This window comes from Aeromicrobium phragmitis, from assembly GCF_003674095.1.
In the GTDB taxonomy this organism is placed as follows: domain Bacteria; phylum Actinomycetota; class Actinomycetes; order Propionibacteriales; family Nocardioidaceae; genus Aeromicrobium; species Aeromicrobium phragmitis.
The window spans coordinates 276,274-293,757 of record NZ_RDBF01000004.1 but is presented as its reverse complement, the minus strand read 5'-3'; the positions used below and the strand labels follow the sequence as shown (position 1 = coordinate 293,757).

16 protein-coding genes are annotated in these 17,484 nt (G+C 70.1%); 5 read left to right on the top strand and 11 right to left on the bottom strand.

What is annotated here, in order from left to right:
- Positions 1-6: 6 nt before the first annotated feature.
- Both D9V41_RS07875 and hemL read right to left on the bottom strand, forming a co-directional pair.
- Complete coding sequence (locus tag D9V41_RS07875; protein ID WP_121794032.1) at positions 7-657, bottom strand: histidine phosphatase family protein; 651 nt, start codon at positions 655-657, stop codon at positions 7-9.
- A gap of 19 nt (positions 658-676) precedes the next feature.
- The gene (hemL, locus tag D9V41_RS07870; protein ID WP_121793991.1) at positions 677-2,002 is read right to left on the bottom strand and encodes a glutamate-1-semialdehyde 2,1-aminomutase; all 1,326 of its coding nucleotides are present in this window, start codon (positions 2,000-2,002) and stop codon (positions 677-679) included.
- A 132-nt stretch (positions 2,003-2,134) separates the two neighbouring features.
- On the opposite strand from hemL, the gene D9V41_RS18315 reads away from it, so the two are divergent.
- Complete coding sequence (locus D9V41_RS18315; RefSeq protein WP_133434139.1) at positions 2,135-3,454, top strand: lytic transglycosylase domain-containing protein; 1,320 nt, start codon at positions 2,135-2,137, stop codon at positions 3,452-3,454.
- Between the two features lie 395 nt (positions 3,455-3,849).
- Positions 3,850-5,004, top strand: coding sequence for an HNH endonuclease signature motif containing protein (locus D9V41_RS07860; protein WP_121793989.1), 1,155 nt, complete (start codon positions 3,850-3,852; stop codon positions 5,002-5,004).
- Positions 5,005-5,020: 16 nt separating this feature from the next.
- Here the strand turns inward: D9V41_RS07860 and hemB are convergent, their stop codons facing one another.
- The 7 genes from hemB to D9V41_RS07825 all read right to left on the bottom strand — a co-directional run bounded on the left by hemB (position 5,021) and on the right by D9V41_RS07825 (position 12,499).
- Entirely contained in the window at positions 5,021-5,992 is a 972-nt protein-coding gene (hemB, locus tag D9V41_RS07855) for a porphobilinogen synthase (RefSeq protein ID WP_121793988.1), read from the bottom strand.
- Positions 5,992-7,590 (bottom strand): uroporphyrinogen-III C-methyltransferase, encoded by a 1,599-nt coding sequence (gene cobA, locus D9V41_RS07850; protein WP_121794031.1) that lies wholly within the window; start codon positions 7,588-7,590, stop codon positions 5,992-5,994. Before cobA ends, hemB begins: the two co-directional genes overlap by 1 nt.
- A gap of 47 nt (positions 7,591-7,637) precedes the next feature.
- On the bottom strand, positions 7,638-8,564 hold the full coding sequence (hemC, locus tag D9V41_RS07845) for a hydroxymethylbilane synthase (protein WP_121793987.1): 927 nt from the start codon (positions 8,562-8,564) through the stop codon (positions 7,638-7,640).
- Positions 8,561-9,859, bottom strand: a complete 1,299-nt coding sequence (locus tag D9V41_RS07840) for a glutamyl-tRNA reductase (RefSeq protein WP_121793986.1) — start codon at positions 9,857-9,859, stop codon at positions 8,561-8,563. Before D9V41_RS07840 ends, hemC begins: the two co-directional genes overlap by 4 nt.
- Complete coding sequence (locus D9V41_RS07835; protein ID WP_243697195.1) at positions 9,856-10,557, bottom strand: redox-sensing transcriptional repressor Rex; 702 nt, start codon at positions 10,555-10,557, stop codon at positions 9,856-9,858. Before D9V41_RS07835 ends, D9V41_RS07840 begins: the two co-directional genes overlap by 4 nt.
- Positions 10,558-10,670: 113 nt before the next feature.
- On the bottom strand, positions 10,671-10,934 hold the full coding sequence (locus tag D9V41_RS07830; RefSeq protein ID WP_121793985.1) for a glutaredoxin family protein: 264 nt from the start codon (positions 10,932-10,934) through the stop codon (positions 10,671-10,673).
- Positions 10,931-12,499, bottom strand: a complete 1,569-nt coding sequence (locus D9V41_RS07825) for an AMP-binding protein (RefSeq protein ID WP_243697194.1) — start codon at positions 12,497-12,499, stop codon at positions 10,931-10,933. Before D9V41_RS07825 ends, D9V41_RS07830 begins: the two co-directional genes overlap by 4 nt.
- 58 nt (positions 12,500-12,557) lie before the next feature.
- Between D9V41_RS07825 and D9V41_RS07820 the strand changes: the two genes are divergently transcribed.
- Genes D9V41_RS07820 through D9V41_RS07810 form a run of 3 tightly spaced genes read left to right on the top strand, consistent with a single transcriptional unit; the run spans position 12,558 to position 15,346 of the window.
- Positions 12,558-13,445, top strand: a complete 888-nt coding sequence (locus tag D9V41_RS07820; RefSeq protein ID WP_121793983.1) for an HAD family hydrolase — start codon at positions 12,558-12,560, stop codon at positions 13,443-13,445.
- A gap of 50 nt (positions 13,446-13,495) precedes the next feature.
- Positions 13,496-14,191, top strand: a complete 696-nt coding sequence (locus D9V41_RS07815; protein WP_166375940.1) for a sigma-70 family RNA polymerase sigma factor — start codon at positions 13,496-13,498, stop codon at positions 14,189-14,191.
- Between the two features lie 54 nt (positions 14,192-14,245).
- The gene (locus D9V41_RS07810) at positions 14,246-15,346 is read left to right on the top strand and encodes a DUF5667 domain-containing protein (protein WP_121793981.1); all 1,101 of its coding nucleotides are present in this window, start codon (positions 14,246-14,248) and stop codon (positions 15,344-15,346) included.
- Positions 15,347-15,350: 4 nt separating this feature from the next.
- On the opposite strand, the gene D9V41_RS07805 is transcribed toward D9V41_RS07810, so the two are convergent.
- Both D9V41_RS07805 and D9V41_RS07800 read right to left on the bottom strand, forming a co-directional pair.
- The gene (locus tag D9V41_RS07805) at positions 15,351-16,505 is read right to left on the bottom strand and encodes a lysophospholipid acyltransferase family protein (protein ID WP_121793980.1); all 1,155 of its coding nucleotides are present in this window, start codon (positions 16,503-16,505) and stop codon (positions 15,351-15,353) included.
- Positions 16,502-17,479 carry an NAD-dependent epimerase/dehydratase family protein gene (locus tag D9V41_RS07800; RefSeq protein ID WP_121793979.1) on the bottom strand — a complete coding sequence of 326 codons (978 nt, stop codon included), beginning with the start codon at positions 17,477-17,479 and terminating at the stop codon, positions 16,502-16,504. Before D9V41_RS07800 ends, D9V41_RS07805 begins: the two co-directional genes overlap by 4 nt.
- Positions 17,480-17,484 lie beyond the last annotated feature (5 nt).

Below are 17,484 nucleotides of genomic sequence, written 5' to 3'. Positions count from 1 at the left end.
GACGCATCAGGCGCCTCCCACGAACTTTCCGCGCAGGGCATCGGGGATGAGGTGTCCGGCGGGCTCGCTGTAGCTCAGCGACACGAACCGGTCGTCCTCGAAGACCAGGGACGTCACGCTCGCAAGGGAGCACTCGCGCTTGCGCGGATCGTGCGCGAACCGGGCACGTTCGTACGCACGCCGCGCGATCCAGATCGGCAACTGGTGAGAGACGATGACGGCCTCGTGTCCACGGGCGGCGTCGCGCGCGTCGTTGATCGCGAGTTCCATCCGCGTGGCGATCTGTCGGTACGGCTCGCCCCAGGACGGTCGGAACGGGTTCCAGAGCAGCAGCCAGTTGGCCGGGCGGTGCAACGCTCCTGCGCCGACACCGAAGGTCTTGCCCTCGAACTTGTTGGACGCCTCGATGACGCGCTCATCGTCGTGGATCGCGAGCTTGAGGATGTCCGCGAGCGGCTGCGCGGTCTCCTGCGCGCGCTCCAAGGGAGAGGCGACGAGGTGCGTGATGTCGCGCTCCTTGAAGGCCTCGGCCACCGTCGCGGCCATCTCCTGCCCCAGCTCGGAGAGGTTGTATCCCGCGAGACGGCCGTAGAGGACTCCGGCGGGGTTGTGCACCTCGCCGTGGCGCATGAGGTGAACGGTCGTCCTGGTGCTCATCGGGTCCCTCGGTTCGCGGTCACGGACGGCCATCGACGGCACGAGCGGCGGCCGCCGCAGCCGTCGGCAGGGCCGCAGCCAGTGTAGACAGGGCCTCCTCGTCGTGAGCCGCCGAGACGAACCAGGTCTCGAAGGCACTCGGCGGGAGGTAGACGCCCTGGTCGAGCATCGACGTGAAGAACGCCGCGAAGGCGGCGGTGTCCTGACGCTGCGCGCCGGCGAAGTCGGTCACGGCGTCCTCGACGCCCCACATGACGCTGAACATCGTTCCGGCGGCCTGGATCTGGTGGGTGACGCCTGCCGCGGTGAGCGCGTCCGAGACCAGCCGGCGGACCTCGTGCGAGGTGGCGAGCAGGTTCTCGTACAGCTCGGGGGTGGCGAGCTCGAGTGTCGTGAGGCCGGCGGTCGTCGCGACGGGGTTCCCCGACAACGTTCCGGCCTGGTAGACCGGCCCGGCGGGAGCGAGTTGCTCCATGATCTCGCGCCGCCCGCCGAACGCCGCCGCCGGGAACCCGCCGCCCATGACCTTGCCGAAGGTCACGAGATCGGGCGCCCAGCCCTCCACCTTGCCGTCGAGTTCCCAGTGTCCGGAACGCGCGGCACGGAAGCCGGTCATGACCTCGTCACTGATCAGCAGGGCTCCGTGCTCGTGCGCGATCCGCGACAGGGCGGCGTTGAATCCGGGCAGGGGCGGGACGAGACCCATGTTGCCCGGGGCGGCTTCGGTGATGATGCAGGCGATGTCCTGGCCGTACTCGGCGAACGCGGCCTCGACGGCGGCGACGTCGTTGTACGGCAGCACGATGGTGTCCGCCGTGACATGGGCCGGCACACCCGGGGTTCCCGGGATACCGAGGGTGACGATGCCCGAGCCGGCCTCGGCGAGGAGCGCATCGACGTGACCGTGATAGCACCCGGCGAACTTCACGACGCGGTCACGACCGGTGAACCCGCGTGCGAGACGGAGAGCGGACATCGTCGCCTCGGTGCCCGAGGACACGAGGCGCACCTCCTCGGCGGATGTGCGGTCGACGATGGCCTCGGCGAGGCGCACCTCCGGTTCGGCCGGCGTGCCGAACGAGGTGCCGCGGGAGACGGCCTGCTGCACGGCGTCGATGACAGCGGGGTGCGCGTGGCCGAGCAGCATCGGGCCCCAGGAGCCGACGAAGTCGACGTAGCGGTTGCCGTCGACGTCGGTGAGCCAGGCTCCTTCGCCTTGCTCCATGAATCGGGGAGTCCCCCCGACGGCCTTGAACGCCCGGACGGGCGAGTTCACCCCACCAGGGGAAACACGTCGTGCGCGGTCGAAGAGTGCTGCGGATCGCTCGGTGGACACGCCCCCCATTGTCCCGACCGAGGAAACCGGACGCGCCGCACCCCGTAACCTCTCCGCGTCCGGATCGTTGAGTGGTACATCACAGCAACTTCCGGTTACGGTGTGAGAAGGATCGCATGCCACCGGGGAGGGAGAACCACAGTGAGCAACACTTGGCGTTCGTTACCGCGCTGGCAGCGCGTCGCTGCCGCCGTGCCGGCCACTTTGCTGATCGGCGCTACGGCGGTGGCCGTCACCGGCCCGGGCCTCGCCAGCGCGGACGGCGAGTACGGCCCCATTCCGAAGGTGCCTGACACCGCCTTCGAGGAGCCTGCCAGCGTCGAGAAGGCTCCCGCCGGCATCGACCCCAAGGCCGGCGCCGAAGGCACGCTCGCGTCACTGGACTCCGACGGCATCCCGCAGGTCGCGCACAACGCCTACCGTCGCGCCGCCGGACTCCTCGGTCAGGCCGACAAGGCCTGCAACCTGCCGTGGCACCTCGTCGCCGCCATCGGCCGTGTCGAGTCCGATCACGGTCGGGTCAACGGCAACTCCCTCGATTCGGACGGCAACGCCAAGCCCGGTATCTACGGTGTCCCGCTCAACGGCAAGAACGGGGTCGCCCTCATCCGCGACACCGATCAGGGGACCCTCGACAAGGACACCGAGTACGACCGCGCTGTCGGCCCCATGCAGTTCATCCCCACGACCTGGAAGTCCGTCGGCATCGACGCGGACCAGAACGGCGAGAAGAACCCGCAGAACATCCACGACGCCGCCACGGCAGCCGCGATCTACCTCTGCGCGGGCGACGGCGACCTCTCCGCGCGCGATGACGCCGCAGCTGCGGTCAAGCGCTACAACAACTCCGACGAGTACGTCGAGCTCGTGCTGAAGATCTCCGACGCGTACAGCAAGGGCAACTTCACCACGATGCCGACGGGCAGCTCGCGCTCCTCGATCCTCACCAGCTACGAGCGCGATCAGACCATGACCCCGGCCGAGCGCGCCAAGGCCGCCGAGCAGGCGCGTCAGCGCGCCGAGCAGCAGCAGGGCGGCGGTGGCGACGCCGGCGGACCGGCCGCTCCGACTCCCGGCCAGCAGCCCGGCAAGACCCCCGGCGGCTCCGGCGGCGGTGGCGGCGGCACGGGCGGTAGCGGCGGCGACGGCGGAACCCCCGGCGGCGGTGGCGACGGCACGCCGGGCGGTGGCGGCGGCGCGATCCCACCGACCTCCGACGGCAAGCTCCTCGGCGGCGCCACCGGACCGGTCACGGGCGGGCTCGAAGATGCTACCGGTGGAATTCCTGTCGTCGGTGATGTCGTGGGCGGAGTCGGCGACGCGGTGGACACCGTTGTCGCCGTCATCGACCACGCGCTTGCCAGGCTCCTATGCGCTCCAGCCGGCTTGGGCGGCAAGTATCACGAGTGCGTGAACTTCCTCGTCGGCAAGCCCATCGGCACCCCCGCGCCCATCCGCTAACGCGACCGGGATCGAGGCGGGTTCGTAGGTGGTCGAGTAGCGGCGAGCTCTGCGAGACGCGTATCGAGACCACGTCACGCCACGTGGTCTCGATACGGCCTCCGCAGAGCTCCGGCCTACTCGACCACCTACGACCGGTTTAGGTGGTCGAGTAGCGGCGAGGAACGAGGGCAATGGAGCCGTGGCAGTGAGGGCGTAGCCGCCACGGAGCGAGACCGCACCTTACGCAACATGGTCTCGATACGTCGGTCGCTGAGCGACCTCCTACTCGACCACCTACGACCGGTTTAGGTGGTCGAGTAGCAGCGAGCTCTGCGAGCCGCGTATCGAGACCATCTATTGAGCGTTGTGAACAAGGGCCGAAAAGTGTCGGTGGCCTTCTCTAGATTGGGAGCATGATCGGGGAAACGAGCGACCAGCGACTCACCTTCATGGGTGACCTGCAGGTCGAGCGTGCCCGTACCGAGCACCGGATCTGGTCGTCGATGCTCGACTTCCTCGATACCGAAAAGGCTCGGATCGAGCGGGACGTTGAGCCGCGGCAGCAGGACCTCGCGTTTGCGGCGGTGCGGTCGGTGGTCGCCCAGGCGAACGGCTGGTCCGAGCATCAGGTCGCGAGCCGCATCCACGAAGCCGAGACCGCTCGGGATAGCCTCCCCACCGTGTGGGCGGCGTTCGGTGACGGCGAGTTGGATGCGGCGCGGGTATCGATCATCGCAGCCGGCGCCTGGAAACTCACCGAGGAACGGTCGGTGGCCAAACTTGACCGACAAGTCGTCGCCTACGCCGCGACGCACACCACCGGCGAACTGCGCCAGTGGATGCGGCGGTTCATCGCCCGGGTCGAACCCGACGAGACCGAGAAGCGGTATGAGGAGATCGTCGCCGAACGGTCCGTGACCATTCACCATGATGAGGACGGCACCGGCAGCCTGTATGCCGAGAACCTGCCGTCGTATGTGTTGGCGGGGATCGATCAGCGGCTCGACCACGCCGCCAAAGCACTCACCGACGACGACCGCACCATGCATCAGCGCCGCGCCGATCTGTTCGTCGACGCACTCGACCGCATCGACCCGGACAACGAGCCGGCACGCACCCCGAATCTCGCGATCGGTGTCATGGTTCCCGCGTCCACGCTCGCCGGAGTCGATGATCAGCCCGCGATCAGCGCGAATCGCGACTGGTTCATCCCCGCCAGCGTGCTCCGCATGCTCGCCACCAGCGGCAACCCGTTCTGGTACCGACTTCTCGTCGACGAGAAGGACGATGTTCTCGCCGCCAGCTACCGCGGATACTCACCACCCGAGCATCTACGGAACGCCATCCGCTACCGCGACGGAACCTGCCGATACCCCGGATGCACCACCAAAGCCACCAACTGCGACCTCGACCACCGAGAACCCTGGCCGAACGGCCAAACCTGCGCCGACAACCTCTGGGCACTATGCCGAACCCACCACAAGCTCAAAACCTTCGACCACGCCGTCCCCATCGAGCACGACGACGGCTGGGCGTGGGACGTCGGCGGCACCATCCTGACCGAATAGCCCGGTCAGGACGGGCTCAGTGCAGACGCTTCGCGATCTCCGCTGCCCAGTAGGTCAGCACGATGTCCGCGCCCGCACGGCGGATCGAGAGCACCGACTCGTCGATCGCCCGTTCGCGGTCGATCCAGCCTTGCGCCGCGGCGGCCTCGACCATCGAGTACTCGCCGGAGACGTTGTACGCCGCGACGGGCACGTCGGCCTCGCGGCGCACCTCGGCGATGAGATCGAGATAGGACAACGCCGGCTTGACCATGACGATGTCGGCACCCTCGGCGAGATCGAGCAGCACCTCGCGAACGGCCTCCCGCGCGTTCGCCGGGTCCTGCTGGTACGTACGGCGATCACCCTGCAGGGACGAGTCCACCGCCTCCCGAAACGGACCGTAGAAGGCCGAGGCGTACTTGGCGGCGTACGCCAGGATCACCGTGTCCGTGTGGCCGGCGGCGTCCAGCTCGGCGCGGATGCGCCCGACCTGGCCGTCCATCATCCCGCTCGGGCCCACCACGTGCGCACCGGCTTCCGCCTGGACGACGCCCATCTGCGCGTAGATGTCGAGCGTCGCGTCGTTGTCCACGCGACCCTGGCCGTCGAGCACACCGCAATGGCCGTGATCGGTGAACTCATCGAGACACAGGTCGGCCATCACCACGGTGGCGTCCCCGACCTCGGATCGCGCGTCGGCGATCGCGAGGTTGAGGATGCCGTTCGGGTCGACGGCACCGGAACCGACGGCGTCCTTGTGCTCGGGCACCCCGAACAGCATGACGCCACCGAGCCCCAGCTCGGCCGCCTCGGCGTAGGCCCGGCGGGCGGAGTCGCGCGTGTGCTGCACGACCCCGGGCATGCTGGCGATGGGTCGCGGTTCCGCGAGACCCTCGGCGACGAACATCGGCAGCACGAGCTGCGATGGATCGAGCCGCGTCTCGCGAACCAGCGAACGCATCGCGGGGGTGGCCCGCAACCGCCGTGGACGGTCGACCGGGAACATCAGCTCTTGCGGCGCTTGGTGCGCTGCGAGGGCTTGGTCACCGGCTCACCGGCCTCGATGAGTGCATCGCGGCGGCGCGCACCGAACTCGGCGAGCGCGTCGGCGAGCACCTCGACCGACGGCTTGTCCGCGAGAACGTCGACCCGCAGGCCGTGCTCCTCGGCGGTCTTGGCCGTCGCCGGGCCGATGCAGGCGATGATCGTCGACTGGTGCGGCTTGCCGGCGATGCCCACGAGGTTGCGGACGGTCGAGCTCGACGTGAACATGACGGCGTCGAACTTGCCCGTCTTGATCGCCTCGCGGGTGGGTGCCGGCGGCGGCGCGGCCCGGACGGTGCGGTAGGCCGTCACGTCGTCGACCTCCCAACCGAGCTCGACGAGCCCGGCCACGAGGGTCTCCGTCGCGATGTCCGCCCGCGGCAGGAACACGCGGTTGATCGGGTCCAGGAGCTCGTCGTAGGGCGGCCAGTCCTCGAGCAGACCGCGAGCCGACTGCTCACCGCTCGGCACGAGGTCGGCGCGGATGCCCCACTGCGAGATGGCCTCGGCGGTCTTCTCGCCGACCGCGGCGATCTTCAGGCCGGAGAAGGCGCGAGCGTCGAGGCCGTACTCCTCGAACTTCTCCCGCACGGCCTTGACCGCGTTGACGCTCGTGAACGCGATCCACTCGTAGCGACCCTCGACGAGACCGCGAACGGCCTTGTCCATCTGCTGCGGGTTGCGCGGCGGCTCGACCGAGATCGTCGGGACTTCCTCGGACACGGCGCCGTAACCGCGCAGCCGCTGGGCGAGTCCGGCGGACTGCTCCTTGGTGCGCGGAACCAGGATGCGCCAGCCGTACAGCGGCTTGGTCTCGAACCACGAGAGCGCCTCGCGCATGGCGACCACTTCGCCGACGACGGTGATCGCCGGGGACGTCATCTTGGCCGCCTTCGCGTCGGCAGCGATGTCCTTGAGGGTCGAGACGACCGTCGTCTGCTCCGTGGTGGTGCCGACCCGGGTCATCGCGACCTGGGTGTCCTCGGAGCGGCCGGCGGCGACGAGGCCCTTCGCGACCTCGCCGATGCGGCCGACCGCGGAGAGCAGCACGAGCGTGTCGTCGCCGGCGTGGTCGTTCCAGTCGATGACGCCGTCGCCGACGCTCACCACGGTGAACTCACGGTGCTGGCGGTTGGTCAGCGGGACACCGGCGTACGCGGGCACGGCGGAGACCGACGAGACGCCCGGGATGATCTCGAAGCGGATACCCGCCTTGCTGCACGCGAGCGCCTCCTCGGGGCCGGTGGAGTAGGTGAACGGATCGCCGACCATGAGCCGGACCACGTGCTTGCCGTTCTTGGCGTGCTTGACGACGAGCTTGGACCGAGCGGCGTGGGAGAGCTCGGTGCCGTCCTCGGCGCGGCCGGCGTCGACGATCTCGGCGTCGGTGGTGACGAGCTGAGCTTGTTCGGGGGTCTCGACGATGACGACGTCGGCCGTTGCGAGCAGCTCGGTGGCCCGCACCGTCAGCAGACTGGCGTCGCCCGGGCCGGCGCCGACGAAGCTCACCTGGCCGAGGGCCGGCGTCGGAGTCGTCGCGGGCGTCACGGGCGCATCCATGGCGGTGGTGGTGGTCACGGTGTTCCTTTTCTCGTTCTGCCTGGTCTTCATCGGGCGGTCGTACTGGCGTGCACCAGCTCGTCGGCCCCTTCGGCGAGCATCTCGGCAGCGAGACGCTCCCCGATCGCCATGGCCTCGTCGGGCGAGCCGCTGGCGGACAAGCGGATGGACGGTGCTCCGGAGATCTCCCCGACGACGGCCCGGAGCCACAGCTCCTCGCCGTCGTTGACGATCTCCGCGAGCGCTCCCACAGGAGCACTGCAGCCGGCCTCGAGGGTCGCGAGGAGGCTGCGCTCGGCGGTCACGGCGGCCCGGGTGGCGGGATCGTCGAGCACGGCGAGCAGGCGAATGGTCGCGTCGTCGTCGACGCGGCACTCACAAGCCAGGGCCCCCTGCCCCGGCGCTGGAAGCATCTGGATCGGGTCGATCGCCTCGGTGACGACGTCGACCCGGCCGAGTCGGGACAGTCCGGCCCGGGCGAGCACGACCGCGTCCAGCTCGCCGGACGTGACCTTGCCGAGCCGGGTATCGACATTGCCCCGCAGCGGGACCGTCTCGACGCCGAGTCCGAGGGCGTTGAGTTGGCTCACCCGGCGCGGCGAGCCGGTGCCGATGCGAGCACCGGACGGCAGTTCCCCGAGGGTGAGACCGTCACGGGCGACGAGGGCGTCGCGCGGGTCCTCGCGCACGGGGATCGCGGCGAGCGCGAGGCGGGGATCCGGCGCGGTCGGGAGGTCCTTGAGCGAGTGCACCGCGAGATCGACCTCACCGGCCGCGAGGGCCTCACGCACGGCGGCGACGAACACACCCTGACCGCCGAACGTGGTCAGCGGTGCCGACGAACGGTCGCCGAGCGTGCTGATGGTGACCAGTTCGACCTCGACACCGGTCTCGGCGCGCAGCCGATCGGCGATGTGCGAGGACTGGGTGACGGCGAGTTCGCTGCCACGAGTCCCCAGCCGCAGCGTCGTCATGTGGTCTCACCTCCGACCGTCGTCACGGCCGAGACCGCGCCGGGATCCAGGGCGAAGAGGTCGGCCAGCGCATCGGCGTAGGTGAGCCCCTCGGGCCCGTCGACGAGCTGCTTGACCCGCACGGTCGGGGCGTGGATGAGCTTCTCGGCGACGCGCCGCAGCGCCTGCCGGATCTCCTTGCGAGCGGCGTCGTCGACCGCCGCGCCGAGGCGGGCCTCGAGCCGCTCGGCCTCCGCGCTCACCACGTCGGTGGCCATGCTGCGCAGCGCGACCACGGTGGGCGTGACCTTGGACGCCGTCTTGGCGGCCAGGAAGCTGCGGACCTCGTCCTCGACGATGTCCTGCACCTGACGGACGTCGTCGGCGAGCTCGGCGTTGGCGGCCTGGCGCTTGAGGACGTCGAGGTCGACGACCGTGACGCCGGGCAGGTCACGCACCTGCGGGGCGACGTCACGCGGGAGGGCGAGGTCGATGACGGTCAGCGAGCGGCCCTGCGTGGCACGCTCGACCCGCTCGGTATCGAACACGACGCCGGTGGCACCCGTGCAGGTGATGAGGACGTCGGCGCCGGCGAGTTCGACGTCGAGGGACTCCCAGCGCACGGCACTGACGCCGAACGCGGCCACCAGCTCGAAGGCGCGCTGGAACGTGCGGTTGGCGACCCAGATCCGCTGCGGATCCACGCCCCGCTCGATGAGCGTGCGGACGGCGAGGCTCGACATGGTGCCGGCGCCGGCGACCAGGAAACGGGTCTCGGCGTCGGCCACGATGTCGCCGGCTGCTTCGAAGCCCGCGGTGACGATCGACGGCGCGAGCCGGTCGATGCCGGTCTCCGCGTGGCCCCGCTTGCCGATGCGCAGCGCCTGCTGGAACAGGGCGTTGAGGGCCGATCCCACGGTCGACTCGGCCTGCGCCTGCTGGAGCGCATCACGCACCTGGCCGAGGATCTGGCTTTCGCCGAGGATCATCGAGTCCATCCCGGAGGCGACGCCGAACAGGTGGGCGACGGCCGCCTCGTCGTAGTGGACGTAGACGTTGCGCACGAGTTCGTCGCGACCGAGACCGGCGTGCTCGGCGAGCAGGCGCGAGACCTCGTCGACGGCGCCGTGGAAACGCTCGGCCTCGACATAGATCTCGACGCGGTTGCACGTGGAGATCACCACCGACTCACTGACGTAGTCGTTCTCCAGCACCCGATGCGACAGCTTGACACCGGCATCGGTATCGAGCGAGACCCGCTCCAGCAGGTCGACCGGGGCGGACTTGTGCGACATCCCGACGACGAGGACGCTCATCCGGACACCGCCTCCTCTCGTGGCGAGCTCTTGCGCTGCTCGTGATACGCCAGGATCTGCAGTTCGGCGGCGACGTCGACCTGGCGGACGTCGACACCGTCAGGCACCCGCAACGCGACGGGTGCGAAATTCAGGATGCTCGTGACTCCGGCGGCGACGAGCCGATCGGCGACCTCCTGAGCCGCGTGGGTGGGCGTGGCCAGGATCGCGATGGACACCGCGCGGTCGCGAATGATCGCGTCGAGCTCGTCGGCCGATTCGATCGCGAGGCCGTCGACGACCCGCTCCCCCACCCGCTCTGGATCGGCATCGACCACCGCGACGATGCGGCTGCCGCGCGACGCGAAGCCCGGATACGCGGCGAGGGCCTTCCCGAGGTGGCCGGCACCGATCAGCACCACGTTCCACTCCTGCGTCTGCCCGATGGCCTGAGCGATCTCCGCCTGCAGGTGGGCAACGTCGTATCCGACGCCGCGGGTGCCGTGGGATCCCAGATGCGACAAGTCCTTGCGCACGTTGGCTGAGGAGACTCCGGTGGCTTCGGCGAGCTGATCGGACGAACAGGTCGCCGATCCGGTCGCCCGCAGCTGCGTGAGTGCCCGCAGATAGAGCGGGAGACGAGCGACGGTGGCGTTGGGGAGGCCACGGTCGGTCGTCGAGGCACCCGTCAGCCGGGTACTACGCGGAAGTAATGTCACAGTTCTCCTGCGCCGAACGACCGGGATTTGCCCTGTCAGGACTGTCAGAAGGCGCTAGAACAGTCTACGAGCTGGTGAAGGCGTTCACAAAATCGAGAACGGCGTCCGCACCGTCAGCCACGTTCCAGCGCCGCACGGAGCCGGGCCGGATCGACCCGCCAGAAATCGTGCTGACGGCCGTCGACGAAGGTGACCGGGACCTGCTCGGAGAAGCGTTCACGCAGCTGCGGGTCGGTGTCGATGTCGACCCGGACCCAGTCGTCACCGGTGGCCGCGACGACCTCGGCGACGATGTGTTCGGCCGCCTCGCACAGGTGGCAGCCCTCACGCGTGTAGAGGACGACGCGGGCATCATCGGCATGAGCGGGAACGGTCACGAGCCACTCCTTGCGGTGTCCTCGGGGCTGAGCCCCAACTCCTCGCCACGAACGAGGGCGCGGAGCCGTCCCTTCGCCACCTTGCCCGTGGGCGAGTGCGGCAAGCCCGCCACCACGACGATCCGCGACGGCACCTTGAAGCGCGCGAGGTTCTCCCGGCAGGCGGCGTCGATCCGCTCGATGAGCTCGTCCTCGTCGGGAGCATCGTCGGTGGCGACGACGAACGCGACGACCGCCTCGCCGGTGCGTTCGTCGGGCATGCCGACCACGGCGACCTGCTCCACGCCGGGCACGTGAGCCACCACCTCCTCGACCTCGGAGGGGTAGACGTTGAATCCGGACACCAGGACCAGCTCGCGCAGCCGGTCGACGAGCGCGAGCGCCCCGTGCTCGTCGAGGATGCCGAGGTCGCCGGTGCCGAACCAGCCGTCCGCGTCCGGGCCCTCGTCGCCGTCAGGCCAGTATCCCGAGAAGAGGTTGTCACCGCGGATCCAGATCTGCGCCGGGTCACCGGGGGCTGCCGGCTTGCCCAGCGCGTCGCGCAGTTCGAGTTCGACTCCCGGAACCGGCCAGCCGACGCTGTACGGGTGGCGGGGGACGTCGGGGCGCACGAGGGTGGCGGTGACGACCGGACTCGCCTCGGTGAGGCCGTATCCCTGCTGCACACGGTGGCCGGTGGCACGCGCGAAGTCCTCGGCGAGGTCGGGATCCAGCGGGGAGGCCCCGGACAGCACGAGTCGGACGCCGGCGAGTGCCTCGCGGGCACCGTCGCGGCCGGCCCACGCGGCGATGACGGGAGGGGCGATCGGCACCACGGTGATGCCGCGGGCTTCGATGAGGGTCAGGACGGCATCGGGGTCGAAGCCCTCGATGAGCACCACCGTCGCTCTCATCCGCAATGCCTGTCCGAGGACCGCGTTGAGCCCGTACACGTGGAACAGCGGCAGGAGCCCGAGCACCAGGTCGCCGGAGCCGATGACCGCGGGTTCGACCCGGGCCACCTGCTCGATATTGGCCACGAGGGCGCGGTGGGTCAGCTGCGCGCCACGCGGCAGGCCGGTGGCTCCCGAGGTGTAGAGCACGACCGCGAGCGATTCGGGGTCGGCGGGCGCCACGGGGGTCTGCGAGGAGGCACGCTGCAGAAGGTCGGCGAACCGCAGCTCGCCGTCGTCGGGCGCCGCCCGGTGCACCACGACGAGCGCTCCCCTGGTGTCGCTGGCGCGCACCTGCGCGATCGAGTCGGCGTCGGCGACGATCAGCTTGGGCTGACAGTCCGCGACCACGCGGCTCAGCTCACGGGAGGTCGCGCGGGGATTGAGCGGGACGGCGACCATACCGCCGCGCAGGACGGCCAAGTACGCGACGGCCACGTCGATGCCGTTGGTCATCACGAGCGCCACGCGGTGGCCGGCGACGAGGCCGTGCCCCAGCAACGTCTGCGCCACGCGATCGACCCAGTGGTCGAGCTCCGCCCAGGTGAGTTCGCGGTCCGTGCGCGGCTCGATCAGCGCGACGCCATCGGGCTCGTCGCGGGCGGCATCCCGGAGGTAATCGCTCAGGTTCACGGGCACACCTCGAGTCAACCACACGGAGGGTCTCGACCGGACCGATACGCTGTGCTGCATGTCACCGGGAGGACCACGTCGCCCGCCGCGCAACCTGCAATCGCGGTCCTTCCTGGCCGGACAGGCGGCGGCTGCCTCCGCCGAGGTCGAGCTGGCCCTCCAGCCCGCGGCCGACCGAGGAACGGCCGCGTTCTTCGACGTCGACAACACGGTCATGCAGGGCGCGTCGATCTTCCATCTCGCCCGTGGTCTGCATCGGCGCGAGTTCTTCAGCGGCGGTGATCTGTGGGGACTGCTCTGGAAGCAGCTCTACTTCCAGTACCTCGGCGGGGAACGTCCCGATCACATCGCCGACGCCCGAAGCTCCGCGTTGGCGTTCGTCCGCGGTCACCGTGTCGAGGAGTTGCGAGCCATCGGTGAGGAGGTCTTCGACGAGTACATGGCGCACCGGATCTGGCCCGGCACGCGCGCGCTCACGCAGTGGCACCTCGACCGCGGCCAGCGGGTGTGGCTCATCACCGCCGCGCCGATCGAGATCGCCGAGGTCATCGCCCGCCGGCTCGGGCTCACCGGCGCGCTCGGCACCGTGGCCGAGTCGGTCGACGGCGTCTACACCGGCCGACTCGTCGGCGAGCTCCTCCACGGCGAGGGCAAGGCGATCGCGGTGCGTGAGCTCGCCGAACGCGAAGGTCTCGACCTGACGCGCTGCTACGCGTACTCCGACTCCGGCAACGACCTGCCGATGCTCTCGCTCGTCGGTCATCCGTGCGCGATCAACCCCGACGCCCGGTTGCGCGCTCACGCGAAAGCCGAAGGATGGCTGATCCGCGACTATCGGACGGGACGTCGGCTCACCATCGCCGCCTCGCGGTTGGCGCTCGCCGGACTCGCGGCCTGGGGTGCCGCGGCTTTCGCCCGGAAGATCCTGCGCGACCGCTGTTTGTGACATCGGGCACGTCACGAAGTACAGTCAGGGGCAGTTGCGGGAGGGAAAACGTGACGGTCGCGCATCTTTCAGGGTTCGCCGCATCGAACGCGGCGCCCTTCGACGTGCGCGCACTGTGGATCGCCCTCTCCGAGATCAGCACCCCGGCCGGTGGCGGCCGCCGCGCTACCGCAGACCCCGATCCCGAGGAGAGCGATCGGGTGCGGGCCCTCGTCGAGCTCGCTCGCACCGGCGACGCCGAGGCCTTCGGTCAGCTGTACGACATCTACGTCGGCGGCGTCTACCGCTTCATCTACTACCGGGTGGGGTCGCGCCAGCTGGCCGAGGACCTCACGAGCGACACGTTCATCCGCGCCCTGGGCGCGGTGGGGCGATTCACCTGGCAGGGCAAGGACTTCGGCGCGTGGCTGACCACCATCGCCCGCAACCTCATCACCGACCACCACAAGTCCGCCCGGTCGCGTCTGGAGGTCACCTCGGACACCATTCCCGACCGCGGCCTGACCACGGCCAGCTCGGAGTCCGAGGCGTTGTCGGGCCTGGACGACCGTGTGCTGTACGAAGCGATCCAGGCACTCGCTCCCGAGCAGCGCGACTGCGTCGTCATGCGGTTCATGTCGGGCATGTCCGTCGCGCAGACCGCCGCGGCGCTCGGCCGCAGCGAAGGGGCGGTCAAGCAACTTCAGCTCCGCGCGCTGCGCAACCTCGCCGCTCATCTGCCCGAGGAGATGCGCCCCGGACCGTAACCTGCCCCGCCCGTCATCGTTGTTCAGTGCAGACCGTCGAAAGGGACTCCCACCGTGTTCGCCCGCCGCCACCGCGTCGCCCAGGCCTTCGAAAACGCCTGGACGTCTCGTCGTCGTACCGACGACGCGCGCGTGCGCGAGCTGGTGGCGACCGCCGAGCTGCTGACCCGCTCCGCAACCGCCGAACCCGATCCGGCGTTCCAACAGGAACTGCGCACCCGGCTGCTCACCGCAGCGCCGAGCACGATGGTCGCGGGAGCGCCGGATCGCACGGCGCTGCTCCCGGCGACACCGCCTCGACGTCGCGGTCGGGTCGCCGCCGTGCTCGCCGCCGCAGCCCTCGCGATCGTCGGCTCGGTGGGCGCGAGCGCCAACGCCGTGCCCGGCGACATCCTCTACCCGGTCAAGCTCGGCACCGAGAACGTCGAGCGCACCCTCGCCCGCAGCGACGACGCGCGCGGCCGCGTCGTGCTCGAGCAGGCCACGACCCGCCTCGCCGAGGCTGAAGTCCTGAGCAGTCAGGACGCGAGCAATGCCCGCACCCGCATCAGCTCGGCGCTCGACTCCTTCTCCGAGGACGCCCTCGAAGGCTCCGCCCTGCTGCTCGGCAACCCGAACGGGCCCGTCGACGAACAGCACGCCCAGGAGGTCGCCGACTTCGCCGACGACTCCGCCGCCCGGCTCTCGGCTCTCCTCGAACGCCTGGCGCCCGCCGACCGGGTGAGCGCCGAGCGCGCCGTACAGGCGCTGGCGAGCCTCGGCGTCGATCTTCAGACGGCGTGCCCGCAGTGCGCCCGCGATTCGCAACGCGTGGCACAGACGGTCGATCAGCTGCTCACCGACGTGCAGCGCACGCTCGTCGAGGAGCCCGCTGCCCCGATCCCCGATCCTTCGGCCCCGCCCACTCCGAACGCCCCGGTCCCCACCCCCGGTGACCAGCCGCCCGAGGGCCAGCTCGACACCGAGGCGCCATCGGCCCCCGCTCTTCCCGCACCGGCCGAGCCCGACAAGGGCAAGCCGGTCATTGCCCTGCCCGAGCCGTCGATGCCGACGTCGCTCGGCGATGTCGTCTCCCCGGTCGTCGGCATCGTGCTCGGCGACGACCGTCAGGTCGGTCTGGTGCCGAGCCTGCTCGGCGTCCTCGGGCTGCGCTGACCGCTCACACGAACGGGTTGCCGCGCTCGACGAGGAGCGAGTACAGCGTCTGCTGGATGGTCTCGCGCACCTGGTCGGTGACGTTGAACAGCAGCATCGGGTCGTCCGCCGCTTCGGCCGGGTACGCGTCCGTGCGGATCGGTTCGCCGAACTCGATGATCCACTTGCTCGGCAGGGGCACCATGCCGAGCGGGCCCAGCCACGGGAAGAACGGCGTGATCGGCAGGTACGGCAGCCCGAGGAGCCGGGCCAGCGAGGGAACGTTGCCGATCAGCGGATAACTCTCCTCGGCACCCACGAGCGAGACCGGGATGATGGGCACTTGCGCGCGCATGGCGGCGGAGACGAAGCCGCCCCGCCCGAACCGCTGGAGCTTGTAGCGCTCGCTGTACGGCTTGCCGACTCCCTTGAAGCCCTCCGGCCATACTCCGGCGAGTTCGCCGCGCTGGAGCAGACGCTCGGCGTCCTCGGCGCACGCGAGGGTCGCTCCGAGCTTGCGGGCCATCTGGCTCACGAAGGGCAGCGCGAACACCAGGTCGGCGGCCAGCGGACGCAGCGCGCGGTGGGCGTGCCGACGCACCGCGTACCCGGTGATGAGACCGTCGAGCGGGATCGTGCCCGAGTGGTTACCGACGAGCAGGGCTCCGCCCTCGACGGGGATGTTCTCGACGCCCCGGACCTGAAGCCTGAACCACGTCTCGGCGAGCGGTTCGATGACGTGCTCGAGAAGGGCGACGACCTCGGGGTCGTACCCGAAGTCGTCGACGGCGTAGTCGCCGGACATCCGGTGCCGCAGGCCGGCGGCGATGCGCGCCAGCCGGTCCTCCCAGTCGTCACCGAGCAGGCGCCGTGCTCCGCCCAGCAGACCCTCGAGCAGATCGTCGAGGCCCGGTTCCTCCTGATCGTCGGCTCCGGTGGCGGCGCGTCGGGCGCGCGACGCCCGGGCGGCCTCTTCAGCGGCAGCAGCAGCGGCGGTGGCGTCGTCCTCGGTGACGGCGCGCAGTCGGGGCGAATCGGGAGCGGTGGCCGCCTTGCGGCGGGTCGACCGGCGAGACGTACCCGAGCCCGCGAGAGAGCGAGCAGCGGCCGACGGCGACGTGGAGCGGTTGCCGCGGCCGGGCTTGCCCGCCGAGCCGATCGTGCGTAGGTCGTCGTTCACCGCGGCACCCCCAGATGCAGTAGACCGGGCCGCAGTGCCGCCGCGAAGGACTCGAAGGTCTCACGCGTGCTGTGCCGCGGCTCGTAACCGAAGATGTGCCGCAGCGCCGAGGTGTCGACGACACGGCCGTAGGTCAGCAGGCGATGCAGATCCGGGCTGATCTCGGTGCCCATGATCCGGGCGAACCGGGCGAACGCCGCGCCCAGCGCGACCGGCGGCAGCGGCGCGACGGGACGTCCGAGGAGCCGCGCGCACTGCGAGAGGAGCATGACGCCGTCGCCGGCCACGTTGAACGTGCCGGGACGGTCATGAGCGGCGGCGAGCCGAACGACCTCCATCGCATCGGCCAGGTGCAGGAACTGCAGGCGCGGGTCGTAGCCCAGCACGCTCGGGAGAACCGGGCCGCGGAAGTACGCCGCCAGCGGGGCTGTCGAACGCGGCGACAGGATCTGGGCCATCCGCAGCGTCGTGACGAGGACGTCGGGCCGGCGGCGGGCGAAGCCGCGGACGTACCCCTCGACCTCGACGACGTCCTTGGGATAGCCGCCCCGCGTGCCGCCGCGGGCGGTGCCGGACTCGGTCCAGACGGCCGGGTCGCGCGGGGAGGTGCCGTAGACGGCGGTGGACGAACCCACGACCAGCTTGCGGAGCGTCTCACTGCGCTGGCAGGCCGCCAGCACCTGCATCGTGCCGATGACGTTGAGCTCTTTGGTCGATTTGAATCGACTCGAGGCGGGCGCGACGCCCAGATGGACCACGGTGTCGACGTCCTCGACGGCGAGGACCTTGCCGATGACCGGGGTACGGATGTCCGCCCGGATGAACTTGACCTTGCCGAGCTCGTGCGTGGGCAACGTGGTGTCGACACCGACGACCTTCTCGATGCCGACCTCGACGCCGCGGTCGGCGATCAGCCGGGCCGTCCGAGCCACCGCACCATCGGCGACACCCGTGACGAGGACGACCCTGCTCATCGCGA

Bases quoted from the DNA above. Each gene is read 5' to 3' on its own strand.
- D9V41_RS07875 (WP_121794032.1), bottom strand. From the start codon at position 657: ATGAGCACCAGGACGACCGTTCACCTCATGCGCCACGGCGAGGTGCAC.
- hemL (WP_121793991.1), bottom strand. From the start codon at position 2,002: ATGGGGGGCGTGTCCACCGAGCGATCCGCAGCACTCTTCGACCGCGCA.
- D9V41_RS07860 (WP_121793989.1), top strand. From the start codon at position 3,850: ATGATCGGGGAAACGAGCGACCAGCGACTCACCTTCATGGGTGACCTG.
- hemB (WP_121793988.1), bottom strand. From the start codon at position 5,992: ATGTTCCCGGTCGACCGTCCACGGCGGTTGCGGGCCACCCCCGCGATG.
- cobA (WP_121794031.1), bottom strand. From the start codon at position 7,590: ATGGATGCGCCCGTGACGCCCGCGACGACTCCGACGCCGGCCCTCGGC.
- hemC (WP_121793987.1), bottom strand. From the start codon at position 8,564: ATGACGACGCTGCGGCTGGGGACTCGTGGCAGCGAACTCGCCGTCACC.
- D9V41_RS07840 (WP_121793986.1), bottom strand. From the start codon at position 9,859: ATGAGCGTCCTCGTCGTCGGGATGTCGCACAAGTCCGCCCCGGTCGAC.
- D9V41_RS07820 (WP_121793983.1), top strand. From the start codon at position 12,558: ATGTCACCGGGAGGACCACGTCGCCCGCCGCGCAACCTGCAATCGCGG.
- D9V41_RS07800 (WP_121793979.1), bottom strand. From the start codon at position 17,479: ATGAGCAGGGTCGTCCTCGTCACGGGTGTCGCCGATGGTGCGGTGGCT.